This window comes from Prevotella melaninogenica, assembly GCF_003609775.1.
Lineage (GTDB): Bacteria > Bacteroidota > Bacteroidia > Bacteroidales > Bacteroidaceae > Prevotella > Prevotella melaninogenica_A.
On sequence record NZ_AP018050.1, the window covers coordinates 375,338 to 391,186 of the forward strand.

Below are 15,849 nucleotides of genomic sequence, written 5' to 3' on the forward strand. Positions count from 1 at the left end.
AGATTTACTTTATTAATAACATGAATTTTAATATAAAAAGACAACTAAAAAAAACATCTATTGCAACGAATACTATGCTTGTTGCCTTGTGTTTTGTTGCAGTAAGCTGCACAAAAGCAGAGTTAGATGAAAAAGAAAGAGGATTGGTGGCTAAACAAGAATTGGCTGATCGCTTCGACAAACTCTTCTATGAAGGTTTTGAAAACCCTGATGAGACGGAGAAAAAGCTAAGAGAATTTGAACTCAATGATTTGGTTTCAAACGATAAAAACCTGCTGACCGACCAAGATATTCGTGTCGATAAGTCGATGATTGAAATGACTATTCGGTTAAGAAGAATACAAAACACGTTGGAAACTGAGCTTAACAAGGGCACAATCTTCGACGGATTTATTCAGAAAAACAGGGTGTTGCTCAACTGCAAGAGCGTGCTTCAGGAGCTGCCTTATCGTGCAAGGAAGGGCAAAAAGTATGAATATTTGGAAACGAAAGTGGCCGATATAGAACGTCTAATCAATGAAACATTGACCAAGAAAGAAAGAAGTTTAGGGCCAATTCCTAACGAGTTGTTGGGAAAACAATGGAAATGGAAGATAGATTTCGACCCCTATCAGTTCAATTCTGCCGACCTTTATTCGGATATTTTCAAGAAATTGAAAGACTTTAGCTTTGATTTTCATTTCAATAACGACAATACCATCACGGCAAAACGTTTCTTCTTAGCCCCTGTTATCATGGAAGGTTCAGAGAGTTTTGATGCAGCCGGCGACTGGACTCCAGCGTTAATGGGAGATAAAAAGATAGAATGCTATGCATACAATCATAAGCTATTCTTCTATGTTCCGATGATAGACAACGCCGATTTCAATACAGGTCGGGGCAATGTTGCACATGCTTGGTACTATGAATACGATTATAAGGTTGAGGGAAATGAATTGATACTCACGATGAATCGTGTGGGGCTGTACACCATGGTCAATCAGTTTATCACCACAAAGAATGACAATGAAATGGAATATAGTTATGATGCGGCTTTCAAGTCATTCACTTTATCGAGTAATTCGCTATGAATCACGCAGTAAAATCAATGCTATCGTTGTGTGTTTTCATGCTAACGGTTTTTGCAAGTTGCATCAATCGTGAGTTTGATAGTAACGATGAGTTTAAGCATAGCAAATCCATTGCGCTCAATGCAGACAATGATCGGCTGCTCTCTCGCATCTTTATTATCAATGAAAACAAGTCTTATTTGTGGTTTGACCTCAATAATGAGGTGGCAAACTTCTCTAAACCTCAGTTCACTTTGCCTATCATTGAAGGCGGAAAAAATAGTTTTCGCAATTTTCCCTTGCGTGGATTGCTTTATGAATACAAGGCTTCGGAGAATGAACTCACATTTAAGAATGTGCCCGAACAATTCGTTCAGATGGGCAACGACCAACTTTCGTTGACGTTTAAGCTGTCAATGACCGATGGAAAAGAGGTGGTTCTACCCAATAAGAAAGTGGTAGAGACCTCGAAAAAGCAATATCTTCTGACCTTGGTTCGCCTTCAGTTTGCCTCTGATAATGCCACTTTCAATGTGGGAGAGAAGATAAAACGAGGGGGGAGAACCTATGAATTTCTTCCGTTTAAGACCGAACTCACGCTGATAAATTAATGAAAATGAACCATAAACTATATAGATTGATACCATTGTTGTTGTTGATTGGCGTGATTAAAGGTCATGCACAGCAAACACGATTGGACACAACGAAGACGCAACAGATAAAGGAAGTCGTTGTGACGGCCGACAAACACAACAAGAATGTGGGCGAAATCAAACGCACAGCCGAGCAACTTCGGGTGGAGATGCCTGTCGATATGAACGACTTAGTGCGTTATATTCCGTCGGTAGGAGTGTCGGTTTCGAGTTCAAGAGGAGGTATGCGAGGCTTCGCTATACGTGGAGTTGAGGCCAACAGAGTGGCAATTTCCATCGATGGAGTATTGCAACCAGAGATACAAGACAATATAGTTTTTAGCTCGTATGGGCTTTCTAACGCCTCAAGAATAGACTTCGACCCTTATTTTGCATCGTCGGTTGAAATTCAAAAGGGCGCTAACTCGTTTGTAAGTGGAACGGGAGCTTTGGGCGGAACGGTGAACTATTCTACCAAAGAAGCACGTGACTTGATTGAAGGAAACAAGCAATGGGGACTCTTAACTACCATCAATTACAATGGAAAAGAGAACCTTCGAACCTATCTTTTGGGTGGTGCTGTACGCTTAAAGCATTTCGATGCTCTGTTAATGGCGACACATAGAGATGGTAATGAATTGCGAAATTTCTCGCATGGAAAGCTCACTCGCAACATCACTTCTACGCAAATAGACCCTATGGACTTTCATCAGAACACGTGGTTAGGTAAACTTTCCTATGCACCTAACGACAATCATAAGTTTGTTTTGTCGTTTTATGCGATGAATCGCAAGACAAATGCCGATATCTGGACCCTCGAACCGATAGATGCTTTCACTGCCGATGGAAAACCTTATTACTATTCTCATGACCAATCGCTTTGTCGTTCACTCTCGTTTTCCTATCGATACTTGAACGAAAAAGGCTTTGTTCGTAAGCTAATGGCAAAGGCTCATCTGCAAAATTCCTATTTGGATGCTACCACATGGACCGACTTTTATCGTCCAAACTTCGACCTTGTGAACAGTGATATGACTCTCATCTACGAGGGAAAGCACACGAAGTATCGCGGACAAGCTACAAAAGACAAGCTCATTCAATTGAATATAGACAGCAAACGCTTTGATTTGGGCAACTTAGGAAGCCATATTTTTAACCTCTCTACATTGATAATGCAGCGTAACAGCGATGCAAGGAACGTGGATATTGAAACTCCTTTGGCCTCAGATCCAGTCACTGGATACACGGTTAGAATGGGAAAGGTTTATAAATATGGTGAAGCCATGGGGGTGTTTGCTCAAACTTATTCGTTCTTAAACCCCATAACACGATTCAATTGCGGCCTTTCTTTGATGGATGATATAGCGTTTGGTAAGAAGTTCACAATGAAATTGGGTGTGAGATACGACTATTTCTTGACGAAAGACAAGGCAGACGAGGGCGAACAAAACATGGGATATATTCGCTATCTCTTGCAAAACATGCAGGGAGTAGCCATGAATTTCGCCCCCATTCACGACAAAGAATCGGGCTTTTCGTTTTTAACGTCGGTGTCTTATGCCTTCCATCCGCTGCTGAACATATCCTATCGGTTCTCTACAGGCTTTCGAGTTCCGAACACAGAAGAGAAGTATTTCCAATTCTATAGCCTTTGGCCATCGTTTGTTGTGTTATCAAATAGGGGCTTAAAAGCCGAGAAATCTTTCAATCATGAAGTCGAATTAAATGGTCGGGGCAAAGGTTTTGGCTATTTGTTGAGCCTGTATTATAACCAATATTCAGACTTTATAGAGCTGAAACAAGGCACATTGACGATTGAAGAGCCTTTAATGCAGCGGTCAAAAAGCATTTCTTATGCCAAGAATGTCAATCAATCGTCGGCCCATCTGATGGGATTTGATGCCGCCTTGCAGGTATATCCCGGTGAGTGGATAGACAGATTACAAGGCTTTATGCTTTCATCGGCCTTTAGTTATGCCGAAGGAGAGTCGTCATCGGGAATGAGTATGCTTGGCATTCAGCCTTTAACGGGAAACGTCGGCATTGAATATACGTCGCCAAATGGGCGTTGGCAGGCCAATGTTAAAGCCAATTTGTTCTTTGCAAAGCCTGTATCTCAAACTACTTTCTGGGATAAAGACGCCGCAGGAAAAGAGCTTATACGCCGTTATCCGGCTTCATTCATGAGCAATGCCTATACATTTGATGTCTACGGCTATTACAAACTGACACGCAATCTCACGCTAAGGGCAGGCATATATAACCTGTTAAACAATGAGTATCTACGTTGGGATGACTTGCGACAACTAACAAATCCCGCGCTGCTTTCAAACATAAACTACTTCTTTCAGGATGGAAAGAAGTCATTGAGTAGGTTTACTCGTCCTAAGAGATATATCTCTATAGCTCTTGAATACAAACTTTAAACGAAATAAAACAGATATGAAAAGAACATTAATCATTGTCAGTCTGCTCGCAACCCTACTCTTTTCGGCTTGTGATCAGCGCAATACGATAGACGTATATGAAACAAACAGTACGCCAGACCTAAGTAATCCTGTCATACAAAAGCTGACAAATGTCAGTTGGTATAAGGGAGGTAGCTTAGAAAACACAACAGTTTGGACCACCACTAAGTTCAAAGATAAAGCTTCTTCGCCTTTTGAGAGCATGCTTTATTCTATGGCTTGGATAGGAATGGAACTTCATCGGGACGGCACTTCCACGCTATTGTTCCGCCCACCCTTTGGAGAAAGCACTTACATCTTTTGCCAAGGGAAGTGGAAAGTGTCTGAAACCGAGAAGAATACTGTTATCATCGACACGAAGATTCCAGTGGGATATACCAATATTAAGCTTAAAGTGAAGAACATAGAAGCTAAAGATAACGTCAGCATTCTTACCGCTTCATTGGACTTTGGCGACCGAATCTTGATGTTAGACTTTTATAATAACACTTCGATTTATGGCGATGAACCTGATAACTACTATCCCGGTATCGGCAAATCTACAAGTCAAGATTGGTTCTCTACAATGAAAGTGCAGCACGATAAGCTTGCAGAGAGCGACTTTCTCAACACTTCTTGGGAGACCATAGGCTATAAAACAGAGAATAAAGACGAGGTAGATGATAAGTCGGAACTATCTATGCGCACGCTGCATATAGACGATTTGCTGACTAAAACGCCTGCTTTCTTCTTTGGTTTGAAGTTCTCTTTCGCTGAGAATCATAAGGCTTTTATTCAATCTCCAACGCTAATGAAAGACTTATATCATAAGAATTGGAGTGAGATTGAAGAGGAAAAATATCCTGTTGTGACGGCAAATTGGAGAATAGATGGTAGCCGTCTCATCGTTGAAACAGACGAATTGCCTTATACAAGCTTTGGAGAAACGATGTTTAACCTTATCACTGACAAGACACAGGCTGTCTTTTGGCCTTCTAAAACGCCAGATAAGGGAGTGTATTTATGGCGACATTTCTACTATATCTTTGAGGTTATAAAGCATACCGACAAAGGAAACTGGTATCGAATCACGTCACCTGAGGAGACACACTACGTGTTTATGTTGAAGACTTCGATGCCCGATGTCTCTAAATTTGTAGGAGTTAAGAACGCGGTTAGTAAATTAAATTAAGATAATGAAAGGCATATTGAAAATGAAAAAGTATCTATATACGTTGTTGTCCCTATTGTTTGTGGCTACAATTTCATCGTGTGAGAAGGGTGATTTGCTAAACATCATCACGCAAGATATTGACTTAAACGAGAACTCTCAAGAGTATCAACAATATTTAAAGGAGCGAATTGAGTCGTATTTGAAGACTTATCGTTTTGAAGAAGCAAAGAAATTAGTGCCTAAACTCACTGAAGAGGAGGCGCAAAAGCGGTTTTGGGTCTTATATAATAAGTATCATCAAGAAGCTCTAACGCAAGGATGTGGCTATATCTTAGCGTCAGGTGACACGCTGTTTCTAAAGGTAATGAACAAAGACGAGATAGCCCCGAGTCAGTTAAAAGCGTTGACTTCGTTTTATGATTATGTCGAATTGAAGGGCACAAACCAAGAAACAACGCTGTGGGGCTTAGGAAATTATCCTGCATTGGAAACGCTTTCGTTCCCTTCTTGCTTTGTTTCTAAGGTGAAAGATCTTGATAAACTCAAGCAACTTAGAGTCTTTTCGCTCACTGCCGACAAAGAGAAATATGAGTGGTGGTTTACTTCTAAGGCTTTCAAACCTATTGATATGGCGGGTTATGACCTATCAAAGAATGATAAGTTAGATTCACTTCTGTTCGATGGTGTAGACATTTCGAATCTCAAAGTGACTTCAAACACGATGCGGTTATTGTCATTGAAGCACGGCATTTATACTAATGCGAGCCTCAATAACATTCATGTAAGGAACATAGATATAGAGAATTCGGACGCAGCCGATGACGAATTGATTATCAATAACAAGGCCATTCAGCGCCTATCTATTGTGACTAATGCCGACAATAATAAGCCGTTTAAGCTTATAAACGTAGCAAACTCGTCGTTACATAAGCTTTATGTGGTGGAAACTTCAATGGAACAGCGCACACTAAAGAAGGTAATCTTGAACGAAAATATAGATACTTTGACTATCGGTGGCTATATTTCGCGCGGCGATGTGCCACAACAAAGCGTGGAACTCGTTGGACTTTCAAGGCTCAATCGACTCAAACGTTTATCTTACAACCCTGCTTTCAGCCCCATAGCCACTAAGGATATGCCGAAGAACATAGAGGAATTGTATATTGGTGGCTCTGGAAATGTGCCCTATAATGACGGAGATTCGTTTGACTATAGCCACCTTTCAAAGCTTAAAGTCTATTCAAACGGAAAGTTTATTTCGGCAAATATGAAGCTATCTACAGCCATAGATTCGATTTATTTGTTTCCTTCTCAGGTATTTGGTGACTTAAAAGAGCTTGACTTTTCAAGCTTAAAATTCACTAAAGCCGATATTTATATAGGCAGTTTAACGCGAAATGATGTGGAGTTGCCTATGTTTAAGCGCTTCGTTTTCCCTGCAACACTGAAACAACTCAAGTTGAGTAATGCCAAAGCGGAGGTCGTAGATTTGAGTCGTTGCACGCATTTGAAAGACCTTTATGTCCATGATTCAGGTACAGGAGAGAGGGCAATCAAGAAACTGATACTGCCAAAGAATCTCAAGAAGAGTGACTTTAAGCGACAGCATAAGAGCGAGTTTGAAGACGATTATGCCTTTAAGTTGGCGGACATCAATAAGGAAACAGTGATTGAAAATAAACCTTCTTGGTTGGTAAGTGATGGCAATGGCAACTATGTTGTGAGTGAAGATTAAACCCAATTAAACTATAAATTAACATTAAACCATTTTGATTATGAAGAAAATTACATGTAACTTTTTTGTTGTCCTATATCTACTTATAGGCGCAATAAGCATTGTTTCGTGTTCAAAAAACGAAGATTTTCCTGTTGATAAGAAAGAACCTGCAGTGCAGATGACTCTTAATGAGCAGACAAAAACTGCCACTATTAAGGTGAGTGGACTTGCTGCTAAAACCCATTTGCAATTGGTTTATGCCACAGCTCGTGGTCAAGTGTTGGGCGAGGCCTTAGTGAATGCCGACGGAACTCAGCAATTTGAGGTGGATCAGCTTGTGGGATTTGAACAGAATTTGAAGGTGGTTGTGAAAGAGAACGAAACCAAAACGACTTTAAAAGAGTTGAAAGTGCCTGCTGCAACACAAACACTTACACAGCAACAATTGGTGAATATGCTTACAAAACATGCATGGAATTCGGTTGTTCGCACCTCTCGTGTGCTTGTTGCAAATAGCGATAACAAGCCATACGCAATGTTTGTGACTGTGGCACAGAAAACTTTTAAGTTCGAACCCAATAACAAATTCATCTTTACAGTAACCAGTCCACTAAACTATACCTACGAAAATGGCTCATGGACCATCAACAATTCGGTGCTAAACATCAGCACAAGAATACCTATTGGACCATTAGAAATGAAGAATTTGCGTGTTACTAAGATTACAGATAGCGAGCTTTCGCTCTTAGTTGAGATATCAGATGGCTTGTTCTTAATAAGTTTCGAAGCACAAAAATAATCGATAATAAAGGAAGTAGAGAGCGTTTTTCTACTTCCTTTTCTTCTTTTTATACCTCAAAAGGGTAAAAAAATACCTAAAAATAGGTATGGCAAAGAATTGAGAAAGTGTGTATTTTTGCAGACGAAAGTTGGTGGTACACATGAAAAAAACTATTTTTTCGCAACTCGAATCGTCTGCTCTTTTTTCTGGATTAGATGCTAACGACATCGAAAGACACTTGAACACGCTTCGATATAGCGTGAAAAAGGTGCCTGCTAAAACTGTTTTTATATCAGAAAACGACTCTCTTTGCGAAATAATTGTGGTGGTTGAAGGACTTGTTTCAGCTGAAATGAGCACGGCAAAAGGCAAACATTTAATGGTAGATTATTTGAAAGCAGGCACCATGTTGGCTCCTGCTTTTGTGTATTCTGATGAGTGTGAGGTTCCTGTTGAAGTGAAAACGATAGAGAAGAGCGTATTATTTTGTATGTCGAAAGACGACTTTTCACTTCTAATTGGCTTCTGCGAGCCTGTTCGAAACAACTTTATTCATATTCTATCGCATATTAATTTCTTTTTAATTAGCAAGATTCGTATGGTGTATATGAGCTCTATTAAAGAGAAGATTGCCACTTTTTTACTTCGAAAGGCCACCATAATGCATTGCGATTCGGTACCTCTTAGTCTGTCGAGAAGGCAACTTGCCGATGTGTTTGGTATTCAAAAAAGCTCGTTAATACGCACTCTTAACGAACTGGAACACGACAATTTAATTTTTGTTCGAGAGAAAGAGATTGTCATTCTCGACGCACATGGCTTGCAAGAGATATTGAAAGGCTAATCCATCTCATTGCTTTTGCACTCTAATCTCAATGCAATTGCACCCTAAAAGCATAGCTATTGCAATGTAAAAGCAATGCTTTTTTAAGGTTTCTTTTATTTGCTTTGATTACCAACTCATTACAACTCTCACTCTCACCGAAATGTTCTTCTTTATTATAATGTAAGAATGAGGAGGTGAAAAGGAAAAAAATCCGCTCTTAAAAGCAAGGTGGAGGAGGCATGTTGCTCTACATTTTCGTTCAAGCTTCTATCGTAGATCATAAAAAAAGAGGTTCAGTTGAGGCTCTTTTCAATTCTTATTCCCAATAAAATAATTTGCTTTTGGGCTTTTAAACATTCTAAGAATGATATACTATTAGTATAAAATAGATTTATTCTGAAAAACTACTACCCTATAAGCATTCTCCATATAAGTTTGCAATTAATGCCTTGCTGTATCTTTTATAATAATGATTAGGAATTCTTCTTATCATTTACTACTGATGTGTTAATGCTTAGCACGTGTGGTGCTATTGGTAAACACCAATCGTGTTAGGCACTAATAAGATCACAATCTATTACTAAAAGGAAAGTAACATATTGTTAAAAAAAGACTCTTTTACCAAAGGAAATAAATATAAAAGTAATAAAAAGAACCGCTCTTTTTCCTTTACCAAACATCTGAATAACTGCTACTTATAGGCTACTACCATTGACAATATAAGGAAAAGATGTTAAATATATAAGATAAAATAGTGTTAATTCAAATATTATTTATAATTTTGCAACAATTATAGAATTAAAAGGTAAAAAGATTGAATTGCCCAGAGTAACAAAGTGTTGATTCTTGTCATACCAAGAATAAGATTATAAACACATAACCACTCTTTTCTGTCTTATTTTTCACAGCCCACATTAATGCGGGCGAAGCCCATTTTGTCGAAAATGAGAACTGTAAAAATGAAAAAACAAAACTATCTTAGACCGAATATATCGGTTTGTAGTATCATTGAAGAAAGCTTTATTTTAGTAGCAAGTCCTAATGTTCGCCCTGGTGGTGACAATGGTGGAAATGTCCAAGTTATAGACTTAATACCAGATGTTGGTGACAACGATGACGAGTTGGTTGGATAATTAAATTTTGTTAGATAATTAGAAAAGGTAAAAGATAAAACTAAAGAATAATGAAGAAGACATTTTTCTATCAAGCACTTTCTGCTTTGTTCGTAGGCGGTATGGCATTCTCTGCTGTATCTTGTGCGGATGACGAGTTGGGTGAGAACACCAACAATGGCGACACTGAAGCTGTTGTTCGCTTTGACGTAAGCGATTCACAGGAAGACGCACAGACTCGTGGTGCGTTGACACGTGGTGCAATTACTCCAGGTTTGACAGACAAGGACCTTGATGGTCAGAAGTTAGCCGTACAGAGTTCAGAGAATCTCGACGTATGTTTGATTGAAACAACCATCGAAGGTGTTAACCCTGTAAAGCTCGAACCAGGTACACGTGCGAATATCGTTACAACACAAAAGCTTACCGAATTCTCATCAACTGGTGTTCGTGGTACTGCTGCAAATACTATTGACAAAGAGTGGTTCAACGAGGAGAAGACAAGTAGAGATGGTACACTCCATAATACAAGACGTTGGTCATGGTTGCAGCCTCACGGCCGTTTCTATGCTGTCTACCCAGAGAGTACTAACGGCAGTAATGGTATTAAGTTTACTAAGCCAAACGGAACAGCTGCGCCAAGTCTTGAGTTTACTGTAAATCCTGACGTGAGAAAGCAGGTAGACCTTATGACTGCTTGCTCTGACAACGTGCATTATGCTACACGTTTCCAGGCACCAATAACTAATCTTCAGTTCCGTCACGCTTTGACCGCCATTCGTTTTGCTGTTGGTCAGAACCTTTCATTCAATAAGACAATCAAGGACATCACACTCAAGAACGTATTGCTGAAGAGTAAGTACACACTCTCTAACAAGCTTGATGGTACGGGTGCTGCATGGAATCATAGCGGATACAACACACGTGGAAATGTAACGCTCAGCAACGTGAATTATAACACCAATGAGAATGCTAACAGCATTGTAAGAGATAGAAGTAAGTATAGTAATTCAAACGAAACCAACCTTACAAAGTTGGATGACAACTATACATTCTATATGATTCCACAGGACCTTGATGGCAAGGTTGAAGCTGAGATTATCTTTACTGATAACAGCCGCATAAAAGTACCTCTCAAAGGCTCTTGGAAGGAAGGTACAACACGTACTTATAAGTTGAGCGAGAAGAATTCTACATGGACTTATACTATCAATGCGATAGATCCTGCTGCTGTTGCCTACAACGGCACACAGGCTACCTATGGAATTGAGAGCTACCGTCAGGTAAATGGTACCAAGCAGCCTGTTGCTTGGAAGGTTGTTGGATATAGTGTTGACAACGGTGCTTCATGGACTACCACCAAACCATCATGGTTGAAGAGCCTTAGCAAGGAGCAGAGCAATGGTAGTACAATACCAGAACAGCTTACAGCAACCTTGGGTACAGACATTGTAGACCTTGTAGCAGAGCGCAATAAGGGACTTCAGAACGCTGCACCATTGGGTACAGCCGCTGCACCTTACAACCTCTCAAATGAAACTGGTGCTGCAGCCGTACAGAACACAGCTAACAGCTATCTTATCTCTGCACCAGGACATTATATGATTCCATTGGTATATGGTAATGCTATTAAGAATGGTCAGACAAATAGTAGTGCATATCAAAAGGGAAGCGATGCTAATAATACGCTTAGAAATTTTGTTGACCAAGATGGTAATGCAATTACAGACCCTTGGTTAGAAAAGACTAACAATAGAGCTTGCCAGAAAATTGAAGCAGCATCTATCGTATGGTCTGATGAGAAAGACCTTGTTAAATTAGGTGCTAACAATGGTATCTATCGTGATGCTAATGGCAACGCCTATATAAAGTTTGAGGTAACAAAGGAGAATATCAAGAGTGGTAACGCTGTTGTAGCTGTTAAAGGTATTTATCAAATAAAGAGAATTGTAGTAGAAAGAAATCATCGAGGACAAATAATAAGAACTTATGAAGTTCCTGAAAATGTAAACCGCAACCTTTGGTCTTGGCATTTATGGTTTGCACCAAAGAACGCACTCGACAAGATTACAGTTACCAATAAGCAAGGCAACAAGTATGACTTTACCAATGAGGCATTGGGTTGGAAACCTACTGCATGGAAGGGTACACCTTATTCTACTCCACGTACTGTAAAGGTAAAGGTTGAGCAGACACTGGGTAATAACGGTGATAAGCAGTATGCAGTAATTACCATTACACAGAAACCAGCTACTACCACAAGAACTGGTTATACAACATTGTATCAGTGGGGTCGCAAGGATGCTTTCCCTGGTACAACTGCTACACTTGCTGTCAACACTATCAACTGGAATGCAGGAAGCGAAATGTATATGCAAACTATCCTCCAGAACCCACAAAACTATTATACAGCAGGATATAAAGGCAACGTTCTGGATGCTGGAACAGGATTTGCAAAGTACTATACATTCTATAACTTGTGGTCAATGAATAATACTTCAGCGTATGCCGAAAACCAAGCAAACAGCCAGACTGTTGTAAAGACTATTTACGACCCATCTCCTGTTGGCTTCAGTGTGCCAGCTAATGATGCATTCACAGGTTTCACAGAGAACGGTTTGAATGGTGGAAGAATGAATGTGGATGGTACGGATAATGCACAGACATTTAATAATAACTTCGGTCATAACTTCTGGACCAATAGTAGCAAGACAGAAACCATCTTCTTCCCTGCTGCAGGATTTAGAGAAGCAGGAAACGGAAGTTCTTTGAGCTATTATAGTAAGTTTGGTGATTACTGGACAGCTACCCCTAACGACAACCACAACGGTAATGTTATGGGCTTCGATGTCAACTCAGTTTACCCACTTTACCGTAATATCCGTGCGTACGGATTCTCAGTTCGCCCAGTTGCAGAGAAGTAACACAAAGGCTAAATAGCAAGCAGCGCAACGCTGTATTTACTATAGTTTACTTGAGTAGGCTGTATCAAAGTAGGAGCAATCCTATTTTGATACAGCCTTTTTCGTTGTGTGTAATAGTTCATTAGTAATGAATTTTTATGATAAAGACTACTATTTATCCGTATATTCTGTAAGATAGAATTAAACTCACTACCCTTTAACCTTAGATTTTTAGTGTTTATATTTTGATACTTACGCTTTGAAATATCATTACAAAAATATCATGAAAAGACTTAAAAAACAGACTAAAAATAAGCATTTTCACCAGCATCGTAAGTCTTTCGTTATCAATTAGTTGTGGATATGCTTTTTAAAAGATGCTTAATTGGACTTCAAAAGGGCGTTAGTAAGGGTCTTAAAGGGCATCTTTTGCAAGCCTAAAGGGCGTTAATTCGAAGGTTAAAGAGCATCTTTGAAATTTTAGGCGTGACTTTATTCTTACAAAATAGATTGTTAAGATAGAAAGAAGAACCCATATTACGACTACCAAAAAATAATGATTAGACAAATCACCAAAATTAAGTATTGTGCGACCTATATCTTTTATCTACTTTTGTAGTCGTAAATCTTAAAAAATAAAAGTGTAAGGCTGACTTTATTTGTAGACACCTGCATCTTGGTCTTATGCCTGAATAAACCCTTATAGACTCGTTTCCTCCGCTATGAAGGTAGGGGGGAATTGCGTCTATTCATTAAAAACCATTTGTAATCTGAGTATATGAACAAATCAAAAGTGAACTATGAAAGACGGGTAAGATACTACCTATCCGCCATTCTCTTAAGTTCTTTGTTCTTATTCCCACCCACCTACGTTCATGCTACGTCTGCGCATGGGCAGGAGACAGTGGAGGATGAGGACAAAGATGTCAAAACATCCGTAACCGTTCGGGTTGTTTCCGAACTGTCACAAGAGCCGCTCATCGGTGCTGTCGTACGCTGCGAAGGCGTTTCAAATCCTTCGGTGACGGACATCGATGGTAGGTGTACGATTAAACTCAAGCGCACTGCCGACCGCATGAAACTGACGGTTTCCTACGTAGGTTATAAGACGGTGACACGTGTTGTCAGCATCCCCGACAGCCGCATGATAACTTTACAGCTGAAGGATGATTCTAAACAATTAGATAATGTCACTGTCACGGCACTGAAACGACACACGAGTGTCTTGCAACAGTCCTCCGCTATCAGTCAGGAAGCATTGGAAAAAGGTGGTGCTACATCCTTGGCAAAACTCCTTGAAACCATCCCCGGCGTTAGTTCTATCAGTACTGGAAACACGATTGCAAAGCCTGTTATTCAAGGTATGCACAGTAGTCGCATTCTCTTGATGAACAATGGAGTACGATTAGAAAGCCAGAGTTGGGGTGCCGACCACGCACCAGAACTCGACTATACAGGCTCAAGTATGGTTGAAGTGGTGAAAGGTGCCGAGTGTATTCGCTATGGCTTCGGTGCAATGGGTGGTGTGGTACTCTTGAATGATGCACCCCTACCCTACGAAAACAAGAAGATTAAGCTGAATGGAAACGTCAACATGGGTTACGATACCAATGCGCGTGGCTTCAGTGGATCGGGTACTATCGAGACGGGTTATAAGCAGTTTGGTTTGCGCCTGCATGGAATGTACACCAAAGGAGGCGACTATCATACAGCCGACTACGTACTGAACAACACAGGATATAACACCATCAGCTTCTCAGCCTTAGCTGGTTGGCAAGGAAAGAAGCTTACGGCAACCCTCTTCTCAAGTATCTACTATCAGCGAAGTGGAATCTATTACGCCAGTAAGATATCCGACCTATCACAGTTGATAAAGCGATTTGAATACGGACGTCCTGATCCAGAGACCGTTAAACCCTTCTCATACGAAATCAAACCGCCGTTCCAGCAGTCGCAACACGTGACGTTAAAAGGAGAACTGAAATGGGAACTTAATCCTAACCATCACCTCAATTTCACGCTATCCTTCCAAGAGAATCTCCGTCAAGAGTTCGAAAACCGAAAGAAGACACAATGGAGTTGGATTCCAATGCAGGACTTGATGCTGAAAACCTATAAGTTCGACGCACTTTGGCAAGCGAAATGGAAACTATGGAAGATGACGACTGACGCTGGTCTTTCTAATACCTATCAAACGAACTTCAACTATCCGGGTACTAAACAGCCAGCTTTCGTTCCTAACTTTGCAGCCCTGTCGATGGGTGGATATTTCCTTCATAAGGCAGAGTTTGGCAAGTTGCAGTGTGCCCTCGGTATGCGTTACGACTTCCGTGTGTTGTCGGTCAATGGCTATAGCAGCCTCAGCAATTACACCTACTACGACGACTTCAAACTTTATAGTAACTTCACGATGAGTCTTGCCACCCACTATCAGTTTAGTGACAAGTGGGATGCACGTGCGAATATTGGTTGGTCATGGCGTCCACCAGATATCAACGAGCTCTATGCCATTGGCTTGCAAGACGGTTCCTATTGGGTAGTAGGCAACAAGAATCTTGCCAGTGAGCGTGGTTATAAACTTGTGTTAGGTACGAAGTATAGAAACACATGGTTCTCAATAGAGCCAAGTTTCTTCTTCCAGCGTATCAATAGCTATATCTACGACCACATCGGAACAGGTAAGGACCGCTTCCACAACCATCCAAGTGGTAAGTATCCGAAGTTTATCTACGACCAAGACGATGTGAAACTCTATGGTGGTGACATCGAAGCAACCGTGAAGCCACTGCAAGGACTGACCTTTGTCGGCAAGGGAGAATGGATGTTTGCACGCAACTTGACCCATAACGACTGGCTACCTTTCATGCCATCAGATCGTTACGGACTCTCTGCCACCTACGACCTACCGCTCACGAAGAATCATAAATATCATTCATCATTATCACTCTCAGGTATCTATGTGACCAAGCAGACCCGCTTCGATCCCGATAAAGACCTTGTTCCCGACTCGCCACCAGCCTATTTCCTACTGAATGGTACGGCTGAGTTCCGCATCGGACTGCCACAGAATAGAGAGTTGAAGTTTATGATTGTCGGTGATAACATCCTCAACGCACTCTATAAGGAGTACACCGACCGCTTCAGATACTACGCCCATGAGCGCGGATCAAACTTCTCTTTACGCACATTGTTTAAGTTCTAATTAGCT

The 15,849-nt window shown here is 40.5% G+C and carries 10 protein-coding genes; all 10 read left to right on the forward strand.

Features of this window, described 5'->3' with window-relative positions:
* The first annotated feature begins 20 nt into the window (after window positions 1–20).
* The 10 genes from PMEL_RS08365 to PMEL_RS08410 all read left to right on the forward strand — a co-directional run bounded on the left by PMEL_RS08365 (window position 21) and on the right by PMEL_RS08410 (window position 15,843).
* Window positions 21–1,070, forward strand: a complete 1,050-nt coding sequence (locus PMEL_RS08365) for a hypothetical protein (RefSeq protein ID WP_120174900.1) — start codon at window positions 21–23, stop codon at window positions 1,068–1,070.
* Window positions 1,067–1,660, forward strand: coding sequence for a hypothetical protein (locus PMEL_RS08370; RefSeq protein ID WP_120174901.1), 594 nt, complete (start codon window positions 1,067–1,069; stop codon window positions 1,658–1,660). Before PMEL_RS08365 ends, PMEL_RS08370 begins: the two co-directional genes overlap by 4 nt.
* 5 nt (window positions 1,661–1,665) lie before the next feature.
* Window positions 1,666–4,107, forward strand: coding sequence for a TonB-dependent hemoglobin/transferrin/lactoferrin family receptor (locus PMEL_RS08375; RefSeq protein WP_231999453.1), 2,442 nt, complete (start codon window positions 1,666–1,668; stop codon window positions 4,105–4,107).
* A gap of 16 nt (window positions 4,108–4,123) precedes the next feature.
* The gene (locus PMEL_RS08380) at window positions 4,124–5,320 is read left to right on the forward strand and encodes a hypothetical protein (RefSeq protein WP_120175509.1); all 1,197 of its coding nucleotides are present in this window, start codon (window positions 4,124–4,126) and stop codon (window positions 5,318–5,320) included.
* A gap of 22 nt (window positions 5,321–5,342) precedes the next feature.
* On the forward strand, window positions 5,343–7,037 hold the full coding sequence (locus PMEL_RS08385) for a hypothetical protein (RefSeq protein WP_120175510.1): 1,695 nt from the start codon (window positions 5,343–5,345) through the stop codon (window positions 7,035–7,037).
* Between the two features lie 40 nt (window positions 7,038–7,077).
* On the forward strand, window positions 7,078–7,818 hold the full coding sequence (locus PMEL_RS08390; RefSeq protein WP_120174903.1) for a hypothetical protein: 741 nt from the start codon (window positions 7,078–7,080) through the stop codon (window positions 7,816–7,818).
* 142 nt (window positions 7,819–7,960) lie between these two features.
* Complete coding sequence (locus tag PMEL_RS08395; protein WP_120174904.1) at window positions 7,961–8,644, forward strand: Crp/Fnr family transcriptional regulator; 684 nt, start codon at window positions 7,961–7,963, stop codon at window positions 8,642–8,644.
* 941 nt (window positions 8,645–9,585) lie between these two features.
* Window positions 9,586–9,759, forward strand: a complete 174-nt coding sequence (locus tag PMEL_RS08400) for a hypothetical protein (RefSeq protein WP_172586777.1) — start codon at window positions 9,586–9,588, stop codon at window positions 9,757–9,759.
* 50 nt (window positions 9,760–9,809) lie between these two features.
* Window positions 9,810–12,662, forward strand: coding sequence for a hypothetical protein (locus PMEL_RS08405; protein ID WP_120174906.1), 2,853 nt, complete (start codon window positions 9,810–9,812; stop codon window positions 12,660–12,662).
* A gap of 757 nt (window positions 12,663–13,419) precedes the next feature.
* Window positions 13,420–15,843 (forward strand): TonB-dependent receptor plug domain-containing protein, encoded by a 2,424-nt coding sequence (locus tag PMEL_RS08410; protein WP_172586778.1) that lies wholly within the window; start codon window positions 13,420–13,422, stop codon window positions 15,841–15,843.
* The last annotated feature ends 6 nt before the right edge of the window (window positions 15,844–15,849 follow it).

What these genes read in the sequence shown, in the direction of transcription:
- PMEL_RS08365 (WP_120174900.1), top strand. Translation starts at nt 21, where the DNA reads ATGAATTTTAATATAAAAAGACAACTAAAAAAAACATCTATTGCAACG.
- PMEL_RS08370 (WP_120174901.1), top strand. Translation starts at nt 1,067, where the DNA reads ATGAATCACGCAGTAAAATCAATGCTATCGTTGTGTGTTTTCATGCTA.
- PMEL_RS08375 (WP_231999453.1), top strand. Translation starts at nt 1,666, where the DNA reads ATGAACCATAAACTATATAGATTGATACCATTGTTGTTGTTGATTGGC.
- PMEL_RS08380 (WP_120175509.1), top strand. Translation starts at nt 4,124, where the DNA reads ATGAAAAGAACATTAATCATTGTCAGTCTGCTCGCAACCCTACTCTTT.
- PMEL_RS08385 (WP_120175510.1), top strand. Translation starts at nt 5,343, where the DNA reads ATGAAAAAGTATCTATATACGTTGTTGTCCCTATTGTTTGTGGCTACA.
- PMEL_RS08390 (WP_120174903.1), top strand. Translation starts at nt 7,078, where the DNA reads ATGAAGAAAATTACATGTAACTTTTTTGTTGTCCTATATCTACTTATA.
- PMEL_RS08395 (WP_120174904.1), top strand. Translation starts at nt 7,961, where the DNA reads ATGAAAAAAACTATTTTTTCGCAACTCGAATCGTCTGCTCTTTTTTCT.
- PMEL_RS08400 (WP_172586777.1), top strand. Translation starts at nt 9,586, where the DNA reads ATGAAAAAACAAAACTATCTTAGACCGAATATATCGGTTTGTAGTATC.
- PMEL_RS08405 (WP_120174906.1), top strand. Translation starts at nt 9,810, where the DNA reads ATGAAGAAGACATTTTTCTATCAAGCACTTTCTGCTTTGTTCGTAGGC.
- PMEL_RS08410 (WP_172586778.1), top strand. Translation starts at nt 13,420, where the DNA reads ATGAACAAATCAAAAGTGAACTATGAAAGACGGGTAAGATACTACCTA.